Below are 23516 nucleotides of genomic sequence, written 5' to 3' on the forward strand. Positions count from 1 at the left end.
TTAATGTTAAAAAAGCGAATACTCGTCGTTGATGATGAACCTTCAATAGTAGAACTCGTCAGTTACAACCTGAAAAAAGAAGGGTATGACGTGCTTAAGGCTTACGATGCAGAAAAAGCACTCGAGATAATAAAGGAAGAGGAAATAGACCTGTTCATCATCGACGTTATGTTGCCCGGCATGGATGGCTTTGAACTCGTTAGAACTTTAAGAAGCGGCGATAAAAATAGGGATAAGCCTGTTATATTCTTGACTGCAAAAGGTGAAGAATTCGATAGAGTCCTTGGCCTTGAACTTGGTGCGGACGATTACATAACCAAACCTTTCAGTGTAAGAGAATTGCTTGCGAGGATAAAGGCTATCTTCAGAAGAACAGATCAGGCTTTGACGAAGGTAGAAGAGAAGCCTAAAAAGATCTCCGCAAAGGATCTCGACATAGACCTTGAAAAGTATGAAGTTAAGGTTAGGGGAAAGCCGGTTGGTCTGACGCCTCTCGAATTCGATCTTTTAAGATTTCTTGCCGAGAACGCTGGTAAGGTCTTCAGCAGGGACGTTTTGCTTGATACACTTTGGGGATACGATTATTACGGTGATACAAGAACCGTGGATGTCCACATAAGAAGGCTTAGAACAAAGATAGAAGAGGATCCTTCGAATCCTAAATATATAGTTACCGTAAGAGGAAAAGGGTACAAATTCAAGGATCCGGGTAGCGAGGATTAACTTTGGAAGTTTTGACGATCTTTTTTGGGATTCTTTCTCTTGTTTTTTTTGGGCTTTTCATTTTCTTTTATTTCATCCATAAGAGGAATTTAGAGATATTGAACAGTATATCTCATATAGTCTCCTCCAAAGATGGCGTACCGGTCATAAGGCTTATAGATGCCTTGAAAGAGATGAAGGAAGATCTCGAATCAAGGTATTCGGAAGCGACAAAAAGTAGAGAAAACATGAGGATAATTTTGGAAAATGTAAATGACGGTATAGTGATCGTCAATGGAGAAGGAAAGATTATGCTGAGCAATTCCAGCGTGTGTAAGTTCATAGGGATAGAAAATTGCGCTTTGGAAGGCAAAAAGATCGTTGAAGTCTTTGAAAATTACGACATCCTTAATTTCATCGATAAGAATTTGAAGAATTTCACGACAGATTCGTCTGAATTCGCCCTTGTCTATCCCCAAAAGCGTTATCTTAAATGTGATGCGATACCAGTCGTTTTGAAAGAAAATGAGAAGGCACTTATAATCGTTATAAAGGATGTCACAAATGAGAGAGAACTTGATAATTTCAGAAGGGAGTTCATTTCTAACGTCTCTCATGAGTTGAAAACGCCTCTGACATCTATTCATGGATACGCCGAAACTCTTATGGATGATGATTTCAAAGACGTTGAAATGGTTAGAAAATTTCTTGGGATTATAGAGAATGAATCCGCAAGAATGAGCAGATTGATAAACGATCTGCTTGATCTTCAGAAATTAGAAGAGGGAAAGGCCGAATTCAAATTCGAAGAACTCGACCTTTCGAGAGTTGTGGATTACGTTTCGAGAATAGTAAAGCCGATGACAGAATCTCTCAACGTTGATCTTAAAACGTCGTGCAAGGATCACATAAAAGTTTACGGAGATTTCGACAGACTTGTTCAGGCCGTCTTGAATCTTACAGATAACGCCATAAAATACACCTCTCAGAAAGAAAACGGGACAAAACTCGTTGAAGTCATATGCGAAAAGATAGATGATAAGAGTTGCCAGATAAAGGTAAAGGACACAGGCATTGGCATACCTGCCGATGCCCTGTCCCGTTTGTTTGAAAGGTTTTACAGAGTCGATAAGGCGAGATCAAGAAAGGTGGGCGGCACAGGCCTTGGCCTTTCGATAGTTAAAATGATAGTTGAGGCTCATAAAGGAAAGGTAGAGGTGTCGAGTGAGGTCGGAAAGGGGAGTGAATTTAGGATAATTCTACCCCTTTCCGAAACCGTAAACGATAGCGATTCTGTCCCTGCCTGATATGTCCTTTAATATTTCGTATCTTCCAAACCTTTCGAAAATTTCTTTCAAAGATTTTCTAAATGGATGCGCTATTTCAAAGTAAAACCTGTGAGCCTTATAAGTCTTTAGAATTTCGATGTAAATTTCATTTCCGCTTTCCCCGCCCACAAGTGCCTCGTACGGCTCGTGCAGATCTGAACTTTTCCATTCGTCTATTGTAAGGTACGGAGGATTTGAAACAACGACTTCGAATTCCTTTTCTTCAGATATGTGAATCCTCTCGTAGATTCCGAATTTTCTCGCATTAGAAAGGGCTAATTTTATGGCCTCCTGGTTTATATCCTTTATCCATACATGGGATTCGGGAAGAGATTTTGCGATCGAGATCGCTATAACCCCGCTTCCCGTTCCAAAATCGAGAAATTTTTTCCATCCCTCAATTTTTGCGTCTTTTATGACCTTCTCGACCAATTCTTCCGTCTCGGGACGCGGGACGAGTACCTTCTCATTGATATCGAATTCAAGTCCCATGAACTCCTTTTTTCCAGTAAGATATGCGATGGGAATGCCTTGAGATCTTTTTTCTATCAGAGATATGTACTTTTCAAAGGTTTTTTCGTCTACTTTGAAATCAAGATGAGAGTATATCCAGTTCCTTCTCTTCGAAATTGCAAAACACAAAAGCATCTCCGCGTCTAAGCGCGGAGATAGAGATTTGTCTTTGAGGTATTTCGTTGAAAAATCTAAAATGCTTTTGATGTCAAATTCCAAGTTTGGCCCTCAGTTCGGGATCTATCATGTCCGGTGTCCATGGCGGATCCCACACTATTTCAACGTTAACCGATTTTACGCCTTTAACGGCCTGAATTGCGTACTTGGCATCTTCCGTTATCATCGCCGTAAGTGGACAACCCATAAAGGTCATCGTCATTTTGACGTTGACATCGCCCTCTTCGGAGACGTCTACCCCGTAAACAAGTCCCAAACTCACGACATCAAGCCCTATTTCGGGATCTATAACTCCCCTTAAGGCCTCCAAAACATCTTCTTTCTTTACCATCTTACACCTTCTATATCATTATCTTTATGGTACTGCTGTTTTTGAATGGCTGGAAGACATTCTGTAACCAGTTAGACCATATCTGTGATTGCTTTTGAGAAAGCAACTGCTGGATTATCTGAGACTGAACCTCGCTAAAACTCTGAACGGAAGGTCCTTTTTTGCCGATAACCTTGAAAAGTTCCCAAGAATTGTTTACCTGAACAGGACCTATGATGTCTCCTATGTTGGCCGCAAAGAGTTGAACTTCAAAATCTGGCATATTTGGAGATTGTGGGATCCATCCGAGATCGCCGTTGTTGTTCTTTGTGTTCGTATCAAGGGAATATTTTGCCGCAGCCGATTCAAAGGTTATCTTTCCAGATTTGATGAGCGCAAGCACACTTGCTGCCGTTGACTGGCTGCTTAAGGATATATGCTCGACATCTATCTGTGGAGGATTCTGGAATGAACTTATGTTCGAATTGTAATATTGCTGGGCTTCGGCCGTTGTAACCGTCGCGGAACTTGTAACGACCTTCTTCAACTGATCAAGCGTCATTGAAAATTTCATCGTGAAAAGTGAATCCTGTTCGAATTGATTTATGTCTCCGTACCCCTGCGACTGGAGATACTGAGAGAATTGATCTTCGGTTATGTTGTACGCGGCAAGCATTTGGGCGACCTGGGCTTTTACCTGTGCGAGAGCCTGAGCGTCTGTGACGACTATGTTGTACTTTTGTTTTGCAATTTGCTCCATTAAAACGGAGTCGACAAGATTATTCAAGACGCTTCTATTGTAAGCGGCAAGGAAATTAAATCCGTCTTTTGTTGTCGTCATGAAATTGTACATTTGCGGATTTATGTTCTTCAACTGGGCAAGTGTCGGAGCAACATTTGAAGCCATGTCGAGTATATTCGCGTATATGGGCTCACCGTTAACTATCGCTACAACCGTTGTCGTTGAAGAAGAACCCAAAAGCAAAGATGTTGATGGTGTTGTCGTCGTGGTTGCATCAACTGCAAATACAGCAAATGATGCGAAAATTGCGATTACAAAAAACAACGCTACTTTTTTCAAAACTTTTCACTCTCCTTCTTTGGATTTTTTCCAAAATTCTTCCATTACCTCAAGTGACTTTAGTTCTATACCTTCATTTTCTGCCATTTTATTCATCTTTTCAAACCGATTAACGAACTTAGTGGTGGATCTTCTCAAAGCACTTTCAGGATCTATTCCCAAGTGCCTTGAAAGGTTTACAACCGCAAACAGAAGATCTCCTATCTCTTCTTCTTTTTGGGAAGGACTCTTTGCATTCTTTACCTCTTCTATCTCTTCGTAGACTTTATCGTAGACTGGATCTACTTCTTTCCAGTCAAAACCGTACTCGGCAGCATTTTCTTGAATTCTTCTCGCCATCGAGAGTGCAGGAATGACGGGATTTATTTCTCCAAGTTTGGTTTTTGGCTTGCCCTTTTCCTTAGATTTTATTTCTTCCCATCTTTCGTAAGAATATCCCTTTTCTGAACTGAAAACATGTGGATGTCTTCTTATCAACTTCTCGTTTAAATTTTCAACCACATCGTAAAAATCAAAACTCTTTTCTTCTTCAGAAATTATAGATTGAAAGACTATCTGAAGCAGAAGATCTCCGAGTTCTTCTTTGAGTTTCTTTTGATCGCCAGAGTCTATAGCCTCGACAACTTCAAAACTCTCTTCGATTATGTAAGGTTTAAGAGAAAGATGCGTCTGTGCCTTGTCCCATTCGCACCCGTTCTTCGATCTTAAGACTCTCATTGTTTTTAGAAGTTCTTCGATTGAATTCGAGTTTCCCATCATGCACTCATCCATCATGCACTCATCTTCAAAATTATTATCTCTATTCTGTCAGAGGCATCTTCGGCCCTGTCTGCTATGTCTCCTATCTGAAGTGCGAGTTCCCTTAATTGGATTTTACGCGCGAGTTCAATGTTCAAAGTGAAGACTTCTTTTATAAGAGATCTTTCTATCCCATCGCCGGTATTTTCCCATCTTTCCACCTCTAAGACTGCGTTCTTCGATTTATCTATGTTTTCAAAGAGATTTTCCACGGCAGTCGCGAGTGCTTTAAAGGATTCAACGGAACATTCATATTCTTTTATGTATTTGTCTCTGAGGGAATCTGGTATTTTAAGGTTTTGAAGGTATATAACGTCCGCGACAGTTTCGGCCTTATTTGCAACCTTGTCAACGGCTTCTATGAGGCCAAGCATATCGCCTCTCGACTGGGCAAGAAAGGCTCCAGAATACATCAAAGTCTCGGCATTCCTGCGTATCGAATCTGCCTCGCTTTCTTTTTGTCTAACAGTTTTAACTATATCGGTGCAATCTTCATCGCACGATAATTTTATTATTTTAAAGGTTTCATCTATAACCTGTCCAACCATGTTGAGGTGATCTCTGAATAGATTGATGACCTCATTTTCTTTTTTACCAAAGAGCAAGGACATTTTTTACCCCCAGATTTTCATTACCATGTATATTATAACAGCAATGGTACCTGTTATGAAAGGAGTTACAAGCCATCCACTTACGATCCTTAAAATTGTCTTTAAACTCACGGTTTTGATACCATTTACAATCCCAACTCCGGCCGTGGAACCGACAGAAGCCTGAGCGCTCGATATAGGTATTCCCAAAAATGAAAAGATCAAAAGAGAAGTACCTTCTCCGAAGATTGCTATCGAAGAATCAAATGGCTCCATAATAGTTATGTCTTTTCCTATAGTCCTTATGACCTTTTTACTCGCCGTCAAAAATCCAAGCGCCATGGCTATGCCTCCGATCAAAAGTGCCTCTTCCCGGCCAAAGAGTCCTTTTCCAACGAAAGGACCGGTTATATTCGCAAGGTTATTTGCTCCCAACGAATAAGACGCATATATGCTGAAGCCGAAGGACATAAGCCTGACCACAGTTCCCCTTAACCTTAGCGATTTCAAACGGTTGTAGAAAAGCGATATCACGATGTACGAAAACACGGCTATCACCAGAGCGCCAAAAGGGGTTATAAGCCACGATATCGCGACTTTACCGACGATCCACCAGTTAACATCGCGCTCGACAAGTCCGACTCCAACAAGTGATCCTATAATTCCTTGTGTTATGGAAGTTGGCAAAGAATAATGAGTCATTATAAGAACAACTATGGCCGTGCTAAGGGCAGCACTGACAGAGATATCGAATGTAACGTGTGTTACAGAATTCATCGTCGATATTCCCGAATCTCCACCAAGAAAGGCTCCCAAAAATATGAAAATTGCCCCTGTGATCGTGGCCACCCTGTACTTAATTATGTCGGAGGTGATGAGAGGACCGAAGATCGTTGCCATATTGTTGTATCCCAAGGACCATCCCAAAAGCATGGCCGTTGCAATCATCAAAAGATCGCGTAACAAGTGCTTCCCCTTCTTTTTCATTAGTTCGTACTTATCAAACTATTCGGTTAAGTGAGTTCATGTATTAACTTAAAAGTATACTCCAAAAGATCGATTTGTTCAATATATCTCTAAGAGTCATCTGCTGCATTAAAACTTATCCTTTAAAATTTCGTCTAAATTTAGGAGGCGTTAAAATGAATATAGTGGCAATACTTGCCTTTATCATCTTAATAGGAATCGGTTTAACCGGCATATTGATCGCGAGAAAAGACTCTCACAGATAATCTTCGAGTTTTTTGAGAGCCTCATTTGTTATTTCGGGAGGGAAGCCAAAAATAGAGGCGATTTTGATGGCATCTCCATATCTGACGCTGAAATCCTTTGTAAGATGATGATCTATTTTTGAGTTGATATTTCTGGCGTTTATTTCCTCGTCGAAATTTATCTTCCCTATCATGTATTTGGGGCAATTTGTTTTCTCTATTACCCTTTTGAAATGTGTGACCATGATGGAGATATTATCTTTGCGCGAAAGGTATTCGGCAAGGGCCTGAGCGAGAGATTCTCCCTCATAGGGGTTTGTACCTGCACCGAATTCATCTATGAGGATAATTCCCTTTCCTTCCATCTTCAATACTTCCGAGACATTTTCTATTTGATTTGCAAAGGCGGAGAGGTCCGTATTATTGGAGGACATCCCTATGTACCTTATCCAGTCAATTTTTGGTAATTTTGCGTATTCTGCGGGTACTAAAAATCCGTAAGCGCCGAGGGCACAAGAGAGCGCTATCGTTTTTAAAACAGTCGTTTTACCTCCCATATTTGGACCGAAGATGATGGTCAGACCATCTGAAAAGGATCCATCCAATGGAGTGTAATTGGTAACATTTTCTGCGATTACCGGATGAAAGCCCTTTATTATCTCAATACGATCTCCAAATTCAGGAAATGTGTAGCCGTCATTTATTGCCCTTACCTTTGAAAAGGCGAGATCGAATTTGGAGATTTTTGATATCTCGCCTTTGATGAAATAGATCCACTTCTTTATTTCGAAAGATAATCTTTTTACCTCTTTTTCCCTTTCATCTTTTAATCTCTCTTCCAGATCCGACATCTCATTCTGAAGTGTGATTATCTCCTCAGTTGGCCTGACAATAAGCGTGTAGGTTTTTGATCCTTCTCTTTCTATCATTACGAGATTAGAATTCACAAGTAGAGACCCTTTTTCCTTTTCTATTACAAATCTTTTGTCATCGATTCGAATTCCGAACTTTTGCGCTATGAGCCCTATCTGCCTTTTGTAAAGATCGTTAATCATTCTTGATAAATCCGTGTACCTCTTCTCCATTTCCTCAATTGTCTGATTTTGGGGAGAAAAAGAAAAGGATCCAGTGTTCTTTGGATCGATCGAAGTCCACAATTCTTCAAAAGATCCAAAAAAATCCCCAAGACAGGATGCGCCTTTGAGTAATCTGTGATAATATATGAACCTTTTTATTTCGAATATGTCTATCTCCGTTGCAGTATCATGTTCGATGTTCGATATAGTAGTCGAGATCTCGTGAAAATCGCGCAAAATGTTTTCTATTCTTGTTCTATTTTTTTCACATTCTCTCACCTTTGAAAGAAATGAAAAATGAGACAAAATCTCGTCTTCTCTCAAAGGTGAGAGGCTGGCAAAAAGATTCCTTCCAAATACGCTTACAGGTCTGTAAAGATCTATGACCTTATCAAAGAGGCAAAAATGTTTTGTACTTTCATCAATGAATTCCATAGATCTTCGAAAACTTCTCTTTTATGTAATTCATAAAGTATTTGTGATTCAATGGTTCACCGCTTACTTTAACGATCAAATCCTTTGGATCGTACATCGCACCGAATTTGTGTATCTTTTCCCTTTGCCACTCCCTTAAAACCTTCAAATTTCCATTTGATATTTGAGATTCGAGATCGGGAATTTCTTTCTTTGCGGAAAAGAAAAATTGCGAAGCGTAAAGATTTCCCAACATGTAGGATGGAAAATATCCAAACTGGCCACCCGACCAGTGAACATCCTGTAAAACTCCATGGGCATCATCCGGCACATCTACGTTTAGATACTCTCTCATCTTTTGATTCCATACGTCTGGCAAATCTGCGACCTTTATTCTGTCATTTATGAGCGATTCTTCTATTTCGAACCTTACCATTATGTGGAGGTTGTAGGTTACCTCATCGGCCTCTATTCTTATGAGAGAGGGCTTTGTGATGTTGATGGCCTTGTAAAAATCCTCGGCCGTGATCTTTTTAAACTGGGGAAAGATTTCAGAGAGTTTGGGAAAGAAGAATTTCCAGAATTCATACGACCTACCCACAAGATTTTCCCATGTTCTCGATTGGGACTCGTGTATCCCCATCGAAGCGCCCGTGTGTATCGGCATCCATTTGTACTCTTCGGAAATACCCTGTTCGTAGAGCGCATGTCCTCCTTCATGCATCGTTGAAAAGAGAGCAGATGTCATATCGTCCAAATGGTAATTCGTCGTGATTCTCACATCTCCGTTACCGATTCCAGTTGTGAAAGGATGGACCGTCTCATCTATACGGCCGGATTGAAAATCGTATCCCATCGCCTCGAGCACCTCGTGGGAGAGTTTTTCCTGAGATGCTTTATCGAATTTTCCCTTTAGAATGGAATCATCTGGTTTTTTGCCGTGAGATATTTCTTTTATGAACGGTACGAGTTCTGATTTAAGACCTTCTATGATCTTTTTGATATCTTCAGATGTCATCGAAGGTTCGTACCCTTCAAGAAGCGCGTCGTATTTGTTTTTTTCGTATCCATAATATTCTACGAATTCTTTTAAATATCCTACTATCTCTTCAAGATACGGACGAAATTTGTTGAAATTTGATTCGGCCTTTGCTTCCTGCCAAACACTTTCCCCCTTTGAACAGGCTATCGTGAACTTTTCAAACTTTTCGGGTGGAATTGAAGATGCACGTCTGTACTCTTTGGTCATAAGGTAGACATTTCTTCTGTCAACCTCATTCAATTTTTCATTTACGCGTGGCCTGTTAAAATATTCCACAAATGCGGCCATCTTTGGAGAGGTCATCATCTCAAAGATAGTCCTTGCGAGTTTGCCGGCAACTTCTGCCCTGTCCATGGCCGCCTTTGGCGGCATTTTTGTTCTCATGTCCCATTCAACTAAAGCGTATGCACTCGAATATTTCGCAATTTCTGCGTAGTAATCATAAAATTCCTTTATCTCCATTTAAATCCTCCCCTTGATCAATTTTCGAGAGATCTCATTTTGTCTTCTGACAAGGTAATCGATGTCCGGCACGTTAAGATGACCATCTCTGACGATGAATTTGCCGTTGACGATGTTAAAATCGACGGACTTTGCATCACACATGATCACGGCAGAGATTGGATCATCAAGGCCACCAGAGAATTCTATTTTTCCCATGTCAAAGGCTATTATATCGGCCGCCTTTCCGACTTCTATCGATCCTATGTAGTCATCCATCCTCAAAACCTTTGCACCACCCATAGATGCGATCTCAAGTGCCTCCCTTGGGCTCATCGCGTCTGCGCCGTATTTCACCCTTTGTAAAAGCATCGCATTTCTTGCCTCAAGTATCATGTTAGACGTGTCATTTGAAGCACTTCCGTCGATTCCGAGGGAGATTCTAAGGCCTTTCATCTTTGAGATTGGCGCTATTCCAGATCCGAGTCTCATGTTAGAAGTTGGACAGTGAGAGATTCCAACATCATTTTTGCGCATCTTCTCTATATCTGTCTCATTGACATGAACTGTATGGGCAAACCATACCCTCGGATTTAACCATCCAATTTTTTCCATGTAATCAACGGGTCTAAGGCCAAATTTATCGATGCAAAATCTTTCTTCGTCTTCCGTTTCGGCAAGATGCGTGTGAATCAATACATCATGCTTTTTTGCGAATTCGAGTGTCTTTACCATTAAAGATTCGGTAACCGAGAATGGCGAGCACGGAGCAAGGGCAATCCTTACCATTGCGTATCGAGATCTGTCGTGGTATTTCGAGACAGTTCTTTCGTATTCTGAAAGTATCTCATCTTCGATCTGGACTACAGAATCGGGAGGGAGTCCCCCGTCTTTTTTTGACATAGACATGGCACCGCGCGTAGGATGAAATCTGAGGCCAACGTGTGATACACCATTTATCTCTTCATCGAAGATCGAATTTTTGTTTTTGGGATAAAGGTAGAGCATATCGCTTGAGGTTGTAACCCCGCTTAATGCCATCTCCGAAGCCGCGATTGCGGCACTCACGTATGATGCCTCTTCGTCTATGTTCTTCCATATCTCGTAAAGTGCAACGAGCCAGTCGAACAGTTTGGCACTCTGGACGGATTTAACATTTCTGGTAAGTGTTTGGTAGAAGTGATGATGGGTGTTAACAAAGCCGGGCAGGACGATTTTGTTCGAGCAATCTATCGTCTCGTCGAAATTCCCGTCAGGTTTTACCTTTCCAACATAGGTTATGATATTTCCGTCTATGGCTATGTATCCATTTTCGATCTGACCGGTTGAAAAGGTCTCCATTGCGCCTATATTACTTAAAAGATATTTCAATCATACCCCTCCTTCTTTCTGTAATCGTAGATAAGTTTGTCTGTTTCTTTAACAATCGATTGTTGCTTTTCCCAGTAGGAGGGATTCATCTGTTCGTTGAGTTCTTCAACGCTTTTGCCCTGTTGTTCTACCCACGTGTAGTACTTCAAATTGTGCCATCTTCTTCTGTTCTCAAGTGTTCCTTCAAAGAACCAGTCAGTCTTCACACCCATGAAGATGGAGTTAAACCTCGATTTTGCCTCGGATAGATCCATCTTTCCGAACTGTCTGTCGAGGTCTGCCATAACTGAATGGTACCTGCTTATCGTGTCTGTCGCTATCGTTACTATGTTATCGTTGGGGCCAAGTTTGTATTGCTTTGCGACCTTTATCGCACCCAGGACATTTGCAACGCCAGATATTCCAAAGATCGTTGAAATTTCATCTACGGCCTTTGGATCTATAAAGTCTTTAAGGAATTTCTTTCCAACCTCGTCTGTTAAAAGTTGAAGACCCTTCTTTGATTCCATATCATCTACTGCGACCACCGCATCCGAATTCATCACGTTGTGAATCCATGTAACGTGTTTGTCTCCTATGCCCTGAATGTCGTGGGATCCGTATCCGTTCATAGAGATCGTCGGACACTGTATCGGCTCAAGCGTTACGATCTTTGCATCGTTGAAGACCTGCTTTACCCTGTCTCCGCACGCTATCGTTCCGGCCGATCCAACGCCCGAAACTACGGCCGCAATTCTTCCATTTCCTATCTTCTCATTCTGAACGAGTTCAATCATCGTGTTACCCGTTACGTAGTAATGAAATCTGTAATTTCCAAATTCGCTGAACTGGTTTAATATTCTCACCTTTTCAGGGTTTTGAGACCATATCTCCTTTGACTTATCGTAAATTTCTTTGACGTTGGATTCAGATCCGGGCGTTGCAATGACCCTCGCGCCGTAAGAATTTATAATATCGAACCTCTCCTTGCTCATACCCTCGGGAAGTATCACTATAGTATCGAACTTCATTCTGCATCCAACCCACGCACCGCCTATTCCGTAATTTCCGGTCGATGGCCATATAAGCGTATGGTATGAAGGGTCTACCTCATTTCTTATTACCTTTTCGACGAGTATAGAATAGGTTGCACCAACTTTATGGCTTCCCGTTGGAAAATCACGCCCATACATCACTATTATGTTTGCGTCTACGCCCGTTAATTTTTTTGGAAGAACGACGTACTTTATTTTGTTGTCTGGGCCGCGCCATGTTATGTTGAAAAAGTTTATCGGATCTAAGGGATCCTCCTTCATCTTTGTGAGCGCTATCTTTCTTATCTTTGGATCGATCTTATCGGGATGAAGCATCTCTTCAAAGGTGGGACCTATTATTTTTTTTGAATTCACGATTTATCCTCTCCTTTTTCTATAAGATCAAGCACGTACTCCTGTGTCGCCGGTATTTTTTTCACTCTTCTTCCTATGGCATTTGATATGCCATTCGCTATTGCTGCCGGTGCGGGCATTAACGATGGCTCTCCTATACCCTTGGCACCGAAAGGTCCTTCGGAAAATTCATCTTCGACGAAATCTATCTTTATATTTTGTGGAATATCATTTATAGTCGGGATTATATAAGTGTTGAAATTGTCCGTCAAAATCCTTCCATCTTTCATCTTTATTTCTTCGTAAATCGCATACCCCATTCCCTGAACAAAGCCTCCTTCGACCTGACCGGTAAGTCCCACCGGGTTTAGCACCCTTCCCACATCGTGGGAGGTAAAGACATCTATTACGTTAGACTTCCCGGTAAGCATATCAACCTCTACAACCACTATCTGTGTCGCATAGGAGTATGTAAGGTAAGCCTCTCCAAGACCGGTCTTGGGATCCCAGTTCAACTTTGGAGATTTAAACCATCCATTTGCTATCAGTTCGACGTTGGAGGAATAACAAATATTTGCCAGATCGCCGAAATTCATCTCCTCTTTGCCGCCTCTTACCACGCCAGAACTTATAACCACCTCCTCTTTTTCCACGTTTTTAATCTTTGAGAAGGTTGAGATCATTCTCTCCTTTATCTTTTCGCACGCCTCTTTGACCGCATTTCCGCTAAAGAGTGTTGCGCGAGATGCCACCGTTGGGCCACTGTCCTGAACGTACGATGTGTCTGCATTTTCAACTTTTATCATGTCTATGTTTTGTCCAAGAGTTTCAGATGCGATCATCGCAAGAACTGTCTTCATGCCTTGACCCATCTCTGTGTTTCCAACGTGGACTGTGACACTTCCATCTCTGTGAACCTGAACAAGTGCCCCGGCCGCATCGAGAGCCTGACCTGCCGCACCCAGTGCCACACCGTAGATTATGTGGGAGACACCTATGCCTCTTTTTTTGAATCTGTTTTTTGAATTGAAATCATGGACAGATCTCTTCAAATTTTCGTAATCGGAGATCTTTACGGCATTCATTATGGTTGAAACCGATCCGACGGATTCCGTCAAAAGGTGATCTGTCGATGTATGGCTTCCCACCCTAAGGGCATTTTTAAGTCTTATTTCTACGGGATCTATTTTGAGTTTTAAGGCTGCCTCATCCATTATCGATTCGATCGCAAAAAGCACCTGAGGACTTCCGAACCCTCTGAAAGCGCCACACGGTACTTTGTTCGTGTAGACTCCATCTATGTCTACTTTGACATTCGGTACATCGTAAGCGCCAGCCGCGTGAACAAGACTTCTGTACATGACTATCGGAGAAAGCGTTGCGTATGCACCCATGTCCATGTGAGCGTTGACCTCTATTGCGACGATCTTTCCATCTTTTTTGAACCCAACCTTGTAATGGGATTTTATAGGATGCCTTTTACTTGTGAATTGGATATCCACCTCTCTCGAATAAGAGAGTAAGACCGGTCTTTTTGTGTGATAAGCAAGCAATGCGCACTGAGCGGCAACGTAGGATGGCACATCTTCCTTTCCCCCAAAGGCACCTCCGGTGTCGGCCTGAACGATTTTAACGTTATTTTGGGGAATTCCAAGTACTCTCGAGACCGCATTTTGAACGTAATAGGGACATTGCATTGACCCATATATAGTCATACCGGTCGAATCGGGGACTGCGAATATTCCCTGTGTTTCGAGATAAGCGTGTTCTTGGTAATCTGCGAAGAAATCGTCTTCGATTACAAGATCGGCACTTGCAAATCCTTCTTCTGTCTTTCCCTTTCTTATTTTTTTGGACGTAAGGATATTTCCACTTTCATGAACCTTTATCTCGTTTTTAAGAGATTCTTCTATGGAAAGAACGGCAGGCAATTCCTCGTATTCTACCTCTACAAGGCCGGCAGCCGCATTGGCTATCTTTTGACTCTCGGCCGCGGCAACGGCCACGACATCTCCGTAATACTTTGCTTCTTTCCCTACTGGCACAAGACACGGCATATCTTCAACGACTTCTCCAAGTTGGTTTTCCCCGGGGATATCCGAATACGTCAAAACGGCCTTTACACCTTTTAACTCTTTCGCCTTACTTGTATCTATCTTTTTTACAAGTGCCCTCGCATGTTTTGAAAAAACGATCGCACCATAGAGCATATTTTTGAATTCGTAGTCCGCGACGAATTTGTTAATGCCCTTGACTTTTTCTATAGCGTCCACTCTTTTTATCTTTTTGCCTATGACATTCATCGTGGCATTTTCAACCTTCACGAGATCGCCCCCTCAGATTCCTACATCAACGAATTTGCCCCTTGTAACGTCGACAAGTCCCATATTCGTTATTCTTACCCTTGGAATGACCGCAAGTTGGACAAAAGACAATACCATGAATGGATCATTTATTATACACCCAAAATCTCTTGCTATGTGCTTCAATTCCTTTATCTTTTCAACGACCTTTTCCATTGGAAGTTCGGACATAAGGCCACCTATCGAGAGTGGAAGTTCAGCGACTATTTTTCCATCATTCGCAATAACGATTCCGCCCTTTATTCTCAAAATCTCATTTACCGCCATCACCATGTCAAGATCATTTGTTCCGATGACCGAAATGTTATGAGAATCATGGCCAACCGAGGTCGCTATCGATCCCTTTTTTAAACCAAATCCCGTTATCGCAGCCGAGAATATGGACTTTTTAGTCGAATATCTCGAAACAACGGAGATCTTGATCAGATCGTTTCGGAGATCCGGCACCTTTGACGGAGGTATATCCAAGATCTCTTCTTCGGTGTATATGCTGTCGTTAAAGACTCGAATGGCCCTCGTTTTTTTACCATCTGAAAGGATTTTTAAATCTGCAGGTTCTATGAATGGAACTTTGAAATTTCCTTCCATTTTGCGCTGAATCTTATTTCCCGTGATCTCGATTTGTAACTTACCGTCTTGCGCGACGATCTTTGAATCTTTTATGACCATCCTTGGGAAGAACTTTTCGAGTGATTCCGTTACAACCATGTCGGCCTTGTAGGAAGGGGCAATCGCACCCATACTTCTTAGACCATAAAACTGGGCCGAATTTATCGTTGCCATCCTTATCGCGATTATAGGATCTACTCCTTTTTCTATGGAACGTCTTACCATGTTGTCTATGTGGCCATCTCTTTCTATATCATCGGGATGGCGATCGTCGGTGCAAAAAGAGAAGAATCTTTCATTGTAGGGCGTGACCGCACCTATGAGATCGTCCAAATTCTTTGCAACGCTACCCTCTCTTATCAAAACCTGCATGCCGCGCGAAATCTTTTCGAGGGCTTCTTTTTCTGTCGAACATTCGTGATCTGACCTTATGAAGGCAGAAATATAAGCGTTCAAAGATTTGCCAGTTAGATTTGGGGCGTGACCGTCTATTTTTTTGTAAAGATGCCTTGTTATCTCTATCTTTGTCATCAGATCCCTGTCGGCATTTATAACGCCCGGATAATTCATAACCTCTCCAAGTCCAAGAACCCTTGGGTATTTAGTTATCAATCCTATTGTATCTGTTGCATCTATCGTCGATCCATTCGTTTCCATATTGGTGGCCGGAACGCAGGAAGGTATCATCATGTAGATGTTAAGGGGAATTCCTTCTGTGTACTGAAGCATGTATTCTATGCCTTCTGTACCAAGCACATTTGCTATCTCGTGCGGGTCTGCGATTATAGTCGTTGTCCCTCTCGGCAGGATAGATCGTGCAAATTCAACCGGATCTACCATCGAACTTTCGATATGAACGTGGGCGTCTATCAAGCCCGGCACCACGTAATTTCCACCAAGATCTATTACCTCTTTTGCCTGCGTGTAGTCCCCTATACCCGCTATTCTTTTTCTAAAGAGTGCTATATTTCCCTCTTCTATTTTTCCGGTGAAGACGTTGACTATTTTGCAATTTTTAAGGAGAAGATCGGCAGGTACACTTCCCAACGATACCGGAATTATATTCTCGATTTTCATTTTTTGAACTTCTCCTTTTTAACTGAGACCCTTACATGATCGGCTTTTGCTATGAGTTTATCTCCCGATTTCACCTCGATTTTGAAAACGAATTTTCTATCTGTTTTATCGACGAGTCTTGCCCTTACTTCCACCTTTTCTCCGGTCCACGCCGGCGCAATATGATCGAGATTTACATGGGCTCCGACGGTTATTTCATCGTCATTTAAAAATTTCTGGGCAAGTTCTGTGGCCGTCTCCTCCATCCATGCAAGAACGGTAGGGGTCGAGAGTACGTCCGCGTTACCGCTTCTTAGAGCGGATGCCAGATTGGAATCTGTAACTACCTTTTCCTTCACCATCTCTTCCATCTCACATCGCCTCTATTCCAAAGCCACACATTCCCGGGCCAACGTGGGTTGTTATAACCTTTCCAGTCATGTGAAAAGATGCATCAAGTACCTTGTATTTTTCTTTTAATTTTTCAAGCAACTCTTTTGCTTCATTTTCGGCATTTGCATGGATCATGCAGATAATGACGTTAGATCCAAAGGGGATGTATTTCCCAGACTGTTCGATAAGCATATCGTAGGCATGCGATCTTCCCCTTGCCCTTCCAAATGGGATCATCTCTCCCTCTTCATTTATCCAAACTCCCACCTTGAACTTCAACACAGTCCCGAGGAATCCCTGTATCTTCGAAACTCTGCCGCCTTTGACTAAAAATGAAAAATCAGATACGTAAAAGATCGCCTGAAATTTGTTGTTTTTTCTATCTTTTTCGAGTTGATCGACAATTTTTTTGGGATCCAATCCCTTTTCTGCGAGTTCTCTTGCCCTTCTTGCGACAAGCGGTATAACGGCAGAGGCTAATTTTGTATCGAAGATCTCGACAGGGATCTTCGCCTCTTTTGCCGCAGTTGCGGCGGCATTAGCCGTTCCAGACATCTTTGAAGATAAGGTAAGTACCACTATCCCCTCATATCCCGATTGCTCTGCATTCCTGTACTTCTGTAAAAATTCAAAAACCGTAGGCTGAGAAGTTTTGGGCAGTTCTGAAGCGTTTGATATCTTTTCGTAAAATTTCATTAAATCCGATGGATCTCTTGTGTCATTTTCCTCTGTACCATCGGGCCATATAACCTTTAAAGGTACCATGTCGGCATCTAATTTCTCAAACCATTCCGGGGCCATATCTGCCGTGCTGTCTACGAATATCTTTATCCGCAAATAATCCACCTCCATTCTAAACTACGTTTTAACTTGTTTGTATTATATAGCATTTTAAGTCTGATGTGCTAATCTAAAAATTTGATGTATAATTATAAAAATTTTGAATAGGGGGGGTACTATGCTTAATGATTTCCGTAAATTTTTGTCTCGCGGGAATGTTTTGGACATGGCTGTTGGAATAATAATAGGTATAGCGTTTGGTTCCGTGGTATCGTCGCTTGTTAACAATATCATAATGCCACCGATAGGGTTACTTATAGGGAAAGTTAACTTTTCAGATCTTTTCATTAACCTTTCAAACAAACATTATTCTACCCTTGCGGCGGCAAAGGCTGCCGGTGCTCCAACTATAAATTACGGTGTTTTTGTGAACACCGTCATCAACTTTTTGATAATCGCATTCGCAGTGTTTTTGATGATAACCGTCATTTACAAAGCCCAAAAGAAATACCAAAAGTCTGCCGCTCCGGCGCCCGTAACAACGAAAAAATGTCCTTACTGCAAAACCGATATACCAATAGATGCCGTTAGATGTCCCAATTGCACCTCTGATCTTTCCAATATTGAAAAAAAATCGTAGGTTCTCCTTTGAAGAGGTGAAGGGGTGTATAATTCGTGTGGGACAGGATTATGAGTGTGATCTTGTACGGGACAAAATTTTAAATTCGATTAATCTTCGGATATAAAACAGGAAATCATTAAATGTTAAATCATACTTAAATAAGTCACAAAATTCAAAGGGAGGTGTTTCTGAAATGTGGCGTAAGATATTACTTTTTTCGGCAATGGCTGTTTTGGCATCGGCAATTTTTGCCGCACCTGTCACAATTCAATTCTGGCATGCAATGGGGGGCACGGACAGAATCCAACTTTTGCAAAATCTCGCAAATGAATTCATGCAGCAAAATCCAGACATAAAGGTTGACGTCCAGTACACCGGATCTTACACTGATACAATGACTAAAATGATAGCGGCCGTCAGGGCGGGTAATCCGCCGGATCTTGTCATGATATACGACATAGGAACTCAAATGATGATAGACAGCGGTGTCGTGATTCCCGTCCAGAATATGATAGACAAAGATCCTTCTTTCGACATCAACACGCTTGTGCCGGCCTCGAGAGGGTATTACACCGTAGGTGGCAAATTGTACAGTATGCCATTCAACTCATCCAATCCCGTTATATTCTACAACAAGACCCTTTTTGAAAAAGCAGGTCTCGATCCCAACAATCCACCAACAACCTTTGAAGAGTTTATTGCTGATGCAAAAAAATTAACCGTTAAAGATGCCAACGGTAATACAATCCAGTACGGCTTTACCTTTGGCAGTGGAGAGCCACTTGCGTGGTTTTTCGAGCAATTCATGGCAGTTCAAAATGCTCTGCTTTTGAATAACAACAACGGTCGGGACGGAAGAGCGACAAAGGCTGTCTTTGCGAATGATGCTGGATTGAGGATCTTCAACTTCTTCAACGAGATGGTTCAAAATGGTTCGGCAATAAACGCAGGACCGGGATGGGACAACGCAAGACAGATTTTCATCTCTCAAAGGGCGGCCATGCTTATAACCTCAACTTCAGACGTGAACATGATGGTTAAAGCGGCCCAATCAGGTAACTTCTCGCTTGGTGTGATGTTCCTGCCGCATCCTTCAGATGTGCCTTACGGTGGTGTGATAGTCGGTGGGGCAAGTCTGTGGATGGTTAACACCAACAACACCCAAAGAGAAGAAGCGACGTGGAAATTCCTTAAATTCCTCGAAAGTACCGATGCCCAGATTCAATGGAGTACTGGGACGGGATATTTCCCAGTCAACAAAAATGCGATAATAAAACTCCTTTACGAAGGATATTACGCAAAAAATCCTCCTTACCTCGTTACAGTATTACAACTTCTGATGTCAAATGTAACTCCTGCAACACGTGGCGGCGCGACAGGAGCATTTCCTCAGATAAGGACGGCCGTTGACACGGCATTTGGAAAGATGTTTACAAAGGCTATGACTCCTCAACAGGCGCTCCAGTGGGCACAGGATCAGGCAAATCAGGCAATAGCGAATTACAATTCAATGTATTGAAATCGGGAGGGCATCCTTGGATGCCCTCTTTTCAGGGGTGAATTATGGCCAAAAAGATCTTTCCTTATCTTTTACTTGTCCCCACGTTCATAATAATCGTTATTTTCATATATTACCCGGCCTTTCAGACCTTTAAACTAAGTTTTTACAAGATCTCTCCTTTCGGTAACAGACTTTTCTTCGTCGGATTCCAAAATTTTTGGTCTCTTTTTACCTCGGGCCAGTACATCCAATCGGCGCTAACAACGCTTATATTCGTGACCGTCACCGTGATTGGGGGACTTGTAATATCTTTATTTCTTGCGTTGTTGCTTAACGAAAAGGTACCGGGAATAGGCATATTCAGAACTCTCATCTTTGCCCCATACGCGATTTCTCCTGCAGTTGCCGGAACCTTATGGGCCTTCCTTCTAAGCCCGGTAGCCGGATATGTAAGTTATCTGTTTTTAATTCTTTTTAAAGCGCAACCCCAGTGGCTCACAACCTATCCGCTCGCACTTATAGCCATAATGATAGCCACGATATGGAAAAATCTTGGCTTTAACGTTATTTTCTTTCTTGCGGGCCTCCAATCTATCCCGCAGAGTTATTACGAGGCCGCCACAATAGATGGTGCAAATTCTTTCGACAGGCTTTTAAGAATAACGATTCCTTTGCTTTCTCCCATAACGTTTTATCTTATAGTTATGAACGTAACATTTACAGCCTTTTCTGCCTTTGCGACTATAGACGTCATGACGCAGGGAGGTCCGGCCAACACGACATCTACTCTGATATACAAACTTTATCAGGATGGATTTGTTAACTTCAACACCGGCTTTGCCTCTGCCGAATCGGTGGTCTTGATACTCATAATGGCCGTCTTTACCTACCTTTATTTCAAGTTCGGTCAAAAGGCGGTGTTCTACCAGTGAAAAATAATAAGAAATTGATTAGGACAATTCTGATAGAAGCGCTTTTGATATTCGTCACGATCATAATATTGCTTCCTCTATTTCTTGCCGTAACGATGAGTCTGAAAAAACCGTCTGAGGTTTTCGTTTATCCTCCGACCATCTTTCCGAATTCTTTCTACATTCAAAATTACGTTAGTGCCTTTAACTCGATAAATCTTGGCAGATTGATGCTAAACAGTTTGATAATGAGCATAGTTATAATGGCCGGAAAGACGATCTTTGGAATACTTTCGGGTTATGCCTTTTCCAATTTCAAATTCAAAGGATCATCTTTGCTTTTCGCCGCGCTCTTTGTAACTCTTTTCATGCCGGCCGAGTTGATAATGATAGTCCCGCTCTTTCAAATAATGCAGAGCCTTCACTGGGTCAACACTTACTGGGCATTGACAGTTCCTTTTTTGGCAAGCGCAACGACAACATTTCTAATGAGGCAACATTTCATGACAATTCCGAAAGAACTCGAAGATGCGGCCAAAATAGATGGAGCCGGCCCCATGAGATTTCTTTTGGAAATCCTTATACCTCTTTCAAAATCAACGATAGGAGGAGTTGCGGTTATAAACTTCGTCTACGCGTGGAACCTTTATCTATGGCCGTTGGTAGTTACGAATTCGAATGAGATGGCGACGGCCCAGATCGGGTTAAAAATGCTCACAAATGTTGAATCAACAAGCAACTGGGGAGTTATAATGGCCGGCACTCTTATGGTACTTGCGCCCACTCTTATCCTTTTCTTTGCAGTCCAGAAATTATTTGTCAGAGGAATAGTTACAACGGGCCTTAAAGAGTGATATTGAACAAATTTTTCGCGTTTTGAGAGGTTATCCTCTCGATCTCTTCGAACGAGACTTTGAATACCGTACAAAGAGTCTCTATTGCAAACCGTACGTATTTGGGCTCATTTCTCTTTCCTCGCACAGGTTGCGGCGAAAGGTAAGGGCAGTCTGTCTCAGTTAAGATCCTATCGAGAGGCGCAAAGGAAAGGATCTTTCTTAATTCCTCATTCTTTTTGTAAGTTGCCATTCCACCGACACCTATGTGAAATCCGAGATCTAAAAAATTCTTAAGATCTTCGATCTGTCCGTTAAAACTGTGAAGCACTCCTTTTACATCGAATCTTTTTACGATTTCGTACGCGTCATTGTAAGCGTCCCTGACATGGAGGATCACGGGCATCTTTTTATTCTTCGCAATCTCAAGTTGGATTTCGAAGTATTTTTTTTGTAAATCTCTCGGGGAAAGATCCCTGTAATAATCAAGACCTATTTCCCCAATGGCAACAACTTTTTTTGAATCTAAAAGTTTCTCTATTGCCTCCAATCCATCTTTGTTTTTGACGTCGTGCGGATGGATTCCAACCGATGAGAAAACTCTTGAATGTTTTGATGAAAAATCGGCACCTTTTTGGCTCGAGACGGGATCGAATCCAACCTCGATGACGAACTCTATTCCATCGATCTCGAAATTTTTGACTATTTCCTCTCTGTCGGGAAAATCTTCCATTGTCAAATGCACATGGGTATCTACCATTTTATCGCCTTCGCGAATTCGTGGGCTTTGTACGTTATATTTCCTGCTCCCATGAAAAGATAAAGATCGCCATCGGTTTTTTTCAAAAGATCGATTACTTCATCCATTTTAGAGAAGAAAGCCTTCTTTCCACTTGCCTTAAGATCTTCTACAAGTACTTTCGAATCAAGGCCATTTTGATCTTCGAATGCCCCAAATATCTCTGTAACATATATCTCGTCTGCCATCGATAAAACTTTGGCGAATTGCGATCTGAATTTCAAAAACCTTGTGTACCTATGGGGTTCAAAGATCGCTATCACTTTTTTGAAATAATTCCTTACAGAAATAAGAGCAGCCCTTATTTCATCGGGTGTATGGGCGTAATCGTCTATCACAAGAGGATCTTTGCGTACGATCTCCAACCTTCTTCTAAGTCCGGGGTAATCTTTCAATGATTCGGCGCAATCTTTCAAAGGTATTCCGAGTAGGATCCCTCCGGCAATTGCCATGGTGGCATTTGACATCTGGTGAACTCCGGCGATAGGAAGCGAAACGAAGGCCTCTTCATTCATGTATTTAACTTTGAAATTTTGTGTATCGAAGGTTGATTCGAGTGGTTCGTAGGAGATCTTTTCACCCGGTCCCACCTTTATCGATGCCGAAAAGTCAAAATCGTAAGGCACGACGGTGTATTTTGACTTTTTAAGGAAGTTCATGATCTTTTCCAACTGTAATTGCGCGCTGTTTTTGTACCTATCGAGATGATCGTATCTAAGGTTTGTCAGGATACCTATCTGGGCACTTATCTCTTCCATTTTTGGATCGGATTCGTCAACCTCAAGGATAACCCCATCTTTTCCGAATCTAAATGTGCTATCAAAACCTATGGGAATTGCCCCGCATATCATCGAAGCATCTATTCCATTTTTCATCGCGATCCATTGAGACATGAAGGTTGTAGAACTTTTCCCGTCGGTGCCCGTTACGCCTACCGTTGCATTTATGTGCGAAATTACAAAATCCATCCTCTCCATTACACGAAAACCTTTTTGCTTGAACTCTTGAACATCTTTATATGGAACGGCCGAAGACACGACCACTAAATCCGGACTATCGATTATATCGTTGCTTCCTATATTGACCTTTATTCCACTTTCGATCAAAGTCTTTATCATCGGCCCGTTCGAAAGGTCTGAACCTGTAACTTCATGTCCGTGAGATTTTGACCATAGGGCAAGAGCGCTCAATCCCATTCCACCTACGCCTACAAAATGTATCTTCATCT

The 23516-nt window shown here is 41.9% G+C and carries 22 protein-coding genes; 6 read left to right on the top strand and 16 right to left on the bottom strand.

Features of this window, described 5'->3' with window-relative positions; all coding sequences use genetic code 11:
* Positions 1-3: 3 nt before the first annotated feature.
* On the top strand, positions 4-723 hold the full coding sequence (locus ATHSA_RS02785; RefSeq protein ID WP_161847650.1) for a response regulator transcription factor: 720 nt from the start codon (positions 4-6) through the stop codon (positions 721-723).
* Between the two features lie 2 nt (positions 724-725).
* Positions 726-2009, top strand: a complete 1284-nt coding sequence (locus ATHSA_RS02790) for a sensor histidine kinase (protein WP_232060115.1) — start codon at positions 726-728, stop codon at positions 2007-2009.
* Here ATHSA_RS02790 and prmC read toward each other — a convergent pair.
* The 14 genes from prmC to ATHSA_RS02860 form a co-directional block, all read right to left on the bottom strand.
* On the bottom strand, positions 1962-2762 hold the full coding sequence (prmC, locus tag ATHSA_RS02795; RefSeq protein ID WP_161847652.1) for a peptide chain release factor N(5)-glutamine methyltransferase: 801 nt from the start codon (positions 2760-2762) through the stop codon (positions 1962-1964). The two genes, ATHSA_RS02790 and prmC, sit on opposite strands and share 48 nt — an antisense overlap.
* Positions 2752-3051 (bottom strand): metal-sulfur cluster assembly factor, encoded by a 300-nt coding sequence (locus ATHSA_RS02800; protein WP_161847653.1) that lies wholly within the window; start codon positions 3049-3051, stop codon positions 2752-2754. Before ATHSA_RS02800 ends, prmC begins: the two co-directional genes overlap by 11 nt.
* A gap of 10 nt (positions 3052-3061) precedes the next feature.
* A complete protein-coding gene (locus ATHSA_RS02805) occupies positions 3062-4111 on the bottom strand; it encodes a peptidyl-prolyl cis-trans isomerase (protein WP_161847654.1) in 1050 nt (349 codons plus the stop codon).
* 6 nt (positions 4112-4117) lie between these two features.
* The gene (gene mazG / locus ATHSA_RS02810; protein ID WP_408626219.1) at positions 4118-4870 is read right to left on the bottom strand and encodes a nucleoside triphosphate pyrophosphohydrolase; all 753 of its coding nucleotides are present in this window, start codon (positions 4868-4870) and stop codon (positions 4118-4120) included.
* Positions 4871-4881: 11 nt separating this feature from the next.
* On the bottom strand, positions 4882-5520 hold the full coding sequence (locus tag ATHSA_RS02815; protein ID WP_161847655.1) for a TIGR00153 family protein: 639 nt from the start codon (positions 5518-5520) through the stop codon (positions 4882-4884).
* A gap of 3 nt (positions 5521-5523) precedes the next feature.
* Positions 5524-6465, bottom strand: a complete 942-nt coding sequence (locus tag ATHSA_RS02820) for an inorganic phosphate transporter (RefSeq protein ID WP_161847656.1) — start codon at positions 6463-6465, stop codon at positions 5524-5526.
* Between the two features lie 256 nt (positions 6466-6721).
* On the bottom strand, positions 6722-8221 hold the full coding sequence (locus ATHSA_RS02825; protein ID WP_161847657.1) for a MutS-related protein: 1500 nt from the start codon (positions 8219-8221) through the stop codon (positions 6722-6724).
* Positions 8208-9704, bottom strand: coding sequence for a carboxypeptidase M32 (locus ATHSA_RS02830; RefSeq protein WP_174755544.1), 1497 nt, complete (start codon positions 9702-9704; stop codon positions 8208-8210). The genes ATHSA_RS02825 and ATHSA_RS02830 overlap by 14 nt, the downstream gene beginning before the upstream one ends.
* A complete protein-coding gene (locus ATHSA_RS02835; protein ID WP_197739210.1) occupies positions 9705-11054 on the bottom strand; it encodes an 8-oxoguanine deaminase in 1350 nt (449 codons plus the stop codon).
* On the bottom strand, positions 11051-12442 hold the full coding sequence (locus ATHSA_RS02840; RefSeq protein WP_197739211.1) for a PLP-dependent cysteine synthase family protein: 1392 nt from the start codon (positions 12440-12442) through the stop codon (positions 11051-11053). Before ATHSA_RS02840 ends, ATHSA_RS02835 begins: the two co-directional genes overlap by 4 nt.
* Complete coding sequence (locus ATHSA_RS02845; protein WP_197739212.1) at positions 12439-14745, bottom strand: xanthine dehydrogenase family protein molybdopterin-binding subunit; 2307 nt, start codon at positions 14743-14745, stop codon at positions 12439-12441. Before ATHSA_RS02845 ends, ATHSA_RS02840 begins: the two co-directional genes overlap by 4 nt.
* A gap of 12 nt (positions 14746-14757) precedes the next feature.
* Entirely contained in the window at positions 14758-16470 is a 1713-nt protein-coding gene (ade, locus tag ATHSA_RS02850; RefSeq protein WP_161847658.1) for an adenine deaminase, read from the bottom strand.
* Positions 16467-16820 carry a thioesterase family protein gene (locus ATHSA_RS02855; protein ID WP_161847659.1) on the bottom strand — a complete coding sequence of 118 codons (354 nt, stop codon included), beginning with the start codon at positions 16818-16820 and terminating at the stop codon, positions 16467-16469. Before ATHSA_RS02855 ends, ade begins: the two co-directional genes overlap by 4 nt.
* Before the next feature lies 1 nt (position 16821).
* On the bottom strand, positions 16822-17688 hold the full coding sequence (locus ATHSA_RS02860) for a DegV family protein (RefSeq protein WP_408626213.1): 867 nt from the start codon (positions 17686-17688) through the stop codon (positions 16822-16824).
* Between the two features lie 112 nt (positions 17689-17800).
* On the opposite strand from ATHSA_RS02860, the gene mscL reads away from it, so the two are divergent.
* From mscL to ATHSA_RS02880, 4 genes are all read left to right on the top strand, one after another.
* Positions 17801-18262: a large conductance mechanosensitive channel protein MscL gene (gene mscL, locus ATHSA_RS02865; protein WP_161847661.1), complete on the top strand. Its 462-nt coding sequence runs from the start codon at positions 17801-17803 to the stop codon at positions 18260-18262.
* Between the two features lie 175 nt (positions 18263-18437).
* Positions 18438-19763, top strand: coding sequence for an ABC transporter substrate-binding protein (locus tag ATHSA_RS02870; protein ID WP_170288387.1), 1326 nt, complete (start codon positions 18438-18440; stop codon positions 19761-19763).
* A gap of 44 nt (positions 19764-19807) precedes the next feature.
* Positions 19808-20677, top strand: a complete 870-nt coding sequence (locus ATHSA_RS02875) for a carbohydrate ABC transporter permease (RefSeq protein ID WP_161847662.1) — start codon at positions 19808-19810, stop codon at positions 20675-20677.
* Positions 20678-20691: 14 nt separating this feature from the next.
* Positions 20692-21510: a carbohydrate ABC transporter permease gene (locus tag ATHSA_RS02880; RefSeq protein WP_232060117.1), complete on the top strand. Its 819-nt coding sequence runs from the start codon at positions 20692-20694 to the stop codon at positions 21508-21510.
* On the opposite strand, the gene ATHSA_RS02885 is transcribed toward ATHSA_RS02880, so the two are convergent.
* Entirely contained in the window at positions 21500-22249 is a 750-nt protein-coding gene (locus ATHSA_RS02885; protein ID WP_161847663.1) for a TatD family hydrolase, read from the bottom strand. The two genes, ATHSA_RS02880 and ATHSA_RS02885, sit on opposite strands and share 11 nt — an antisense overlap.
* Entirely contained in the window at positions 22243-23514 is a 1272-nt protein-coding gene (locus ATHSA_RS02890) for a UDP-N-acetylmuramate--L-alanine ligase (protein ID WP_161847664.1), read from the bottom strand. Before ATHSA_RS02890 ends, ATHSA_RS02885 begins: the two co-directional genes overlap by 7 nt.
* Positions 23515-23516 lie beyond the last annotated feature (2 nt).

The sequence above is a fragment of the Athalassotoga saccharophila genome (genome assembly GCF_009936215.1).
Classification (GTDB): Bacteria; Thermotogota; Thermotogae; order Mesoaciditogales; family Mesoaciditogaceae; genus Athalassotoga; species Athalassotoga saccharophila.

Coding starts and splice junctions, on each gene's coding strand:
- ATHSA_RS02785 (WP_161847650.1), top strand. CDS start 4: ATGTTAAAAAAGCGAATACTCGTCGTTGATGATGAACCTTCAATAGTA.
- ATHSA_RS02800 (WP_161847653.1), bottom strand. CDS start 3,051: ATGGTAAAGAAAGAAGATGTTTTGGAGGCCTTAAGGGGAGTTATAGAT.
- mazG (WP_408626219.1), bottom strand. CDS start 4,870: ATGATGGGAAACTCGAATTCAATCGAAGAACTTCTAAAAACAATGAGA.
- ATHSA_RS02815 (WP_161847655.1), bottom strand. CDS start 5,520: ATGTCCTTGCTCTTTGGTAAAAAAGAAAATGAGGTCATCAATCTATTC.
- ATHSA_RS02825 (WP_161847657.1), bottom strand. CDS start 8,221: ATGGAATTCATTGATGAAAGTACAAAACATTTTTGCCTCTTTGATAAG.
- ATHSA_RS02830 (WP_174755544.1), bottom strand. CDS start 9,704: ATGGAGATAAAGGAATTTTATGATTACTACGCAGAAATTGCGAAATAT.
- ade (WP_161847658.1), bottom strand. CDS start 16,470: ATGAAAATCGAGAATATAATTCCGGTATCGTTGGGAAGTGTACCTGCC.
- ATHSA_RS02855 (WP_161847659.1), bottom strand. CDS start 16,820: ATGGAAGAGATGGTGAAGGAAAAGGTAGTTACAGATTCCAATCTGGCA.
- mscL (WP_161847661.1), top strand. CDS start 17,801: ATGCTTAATGATTTCCGTAAATTTTTGTCTCGCGGGAATGTTTTGGAC.
- ATHSA_RS02870 (WP_170288387.1), top strand. CDS start 18,438: ATGTGGCGTAAGATATTACTTTTTTCGGCAATGGCTGTTTTGGCATCG.
- ATHSA_RS02875 (WP_161847662.1), top strand. CDS start 19,808: ATGGCCAAAAAGATCTTTCCTTATCTTTTACTTGTCCCCACGTTCATA.
- ATHSA_RS02885 (WP_161847663.1), bottom strand. CDS start 22,249: ATGGTAGATACCCATGTGCATTTGACAATGGAAGATTTTCCCGACAGA.
- ATHSA_RS02890 (WP_161847664.1), bottom strand. CDS start 23,514: ATGAAGATACATTTTGTAGGCGTAGGTGGAATGGGATTGAGCGCTCTT.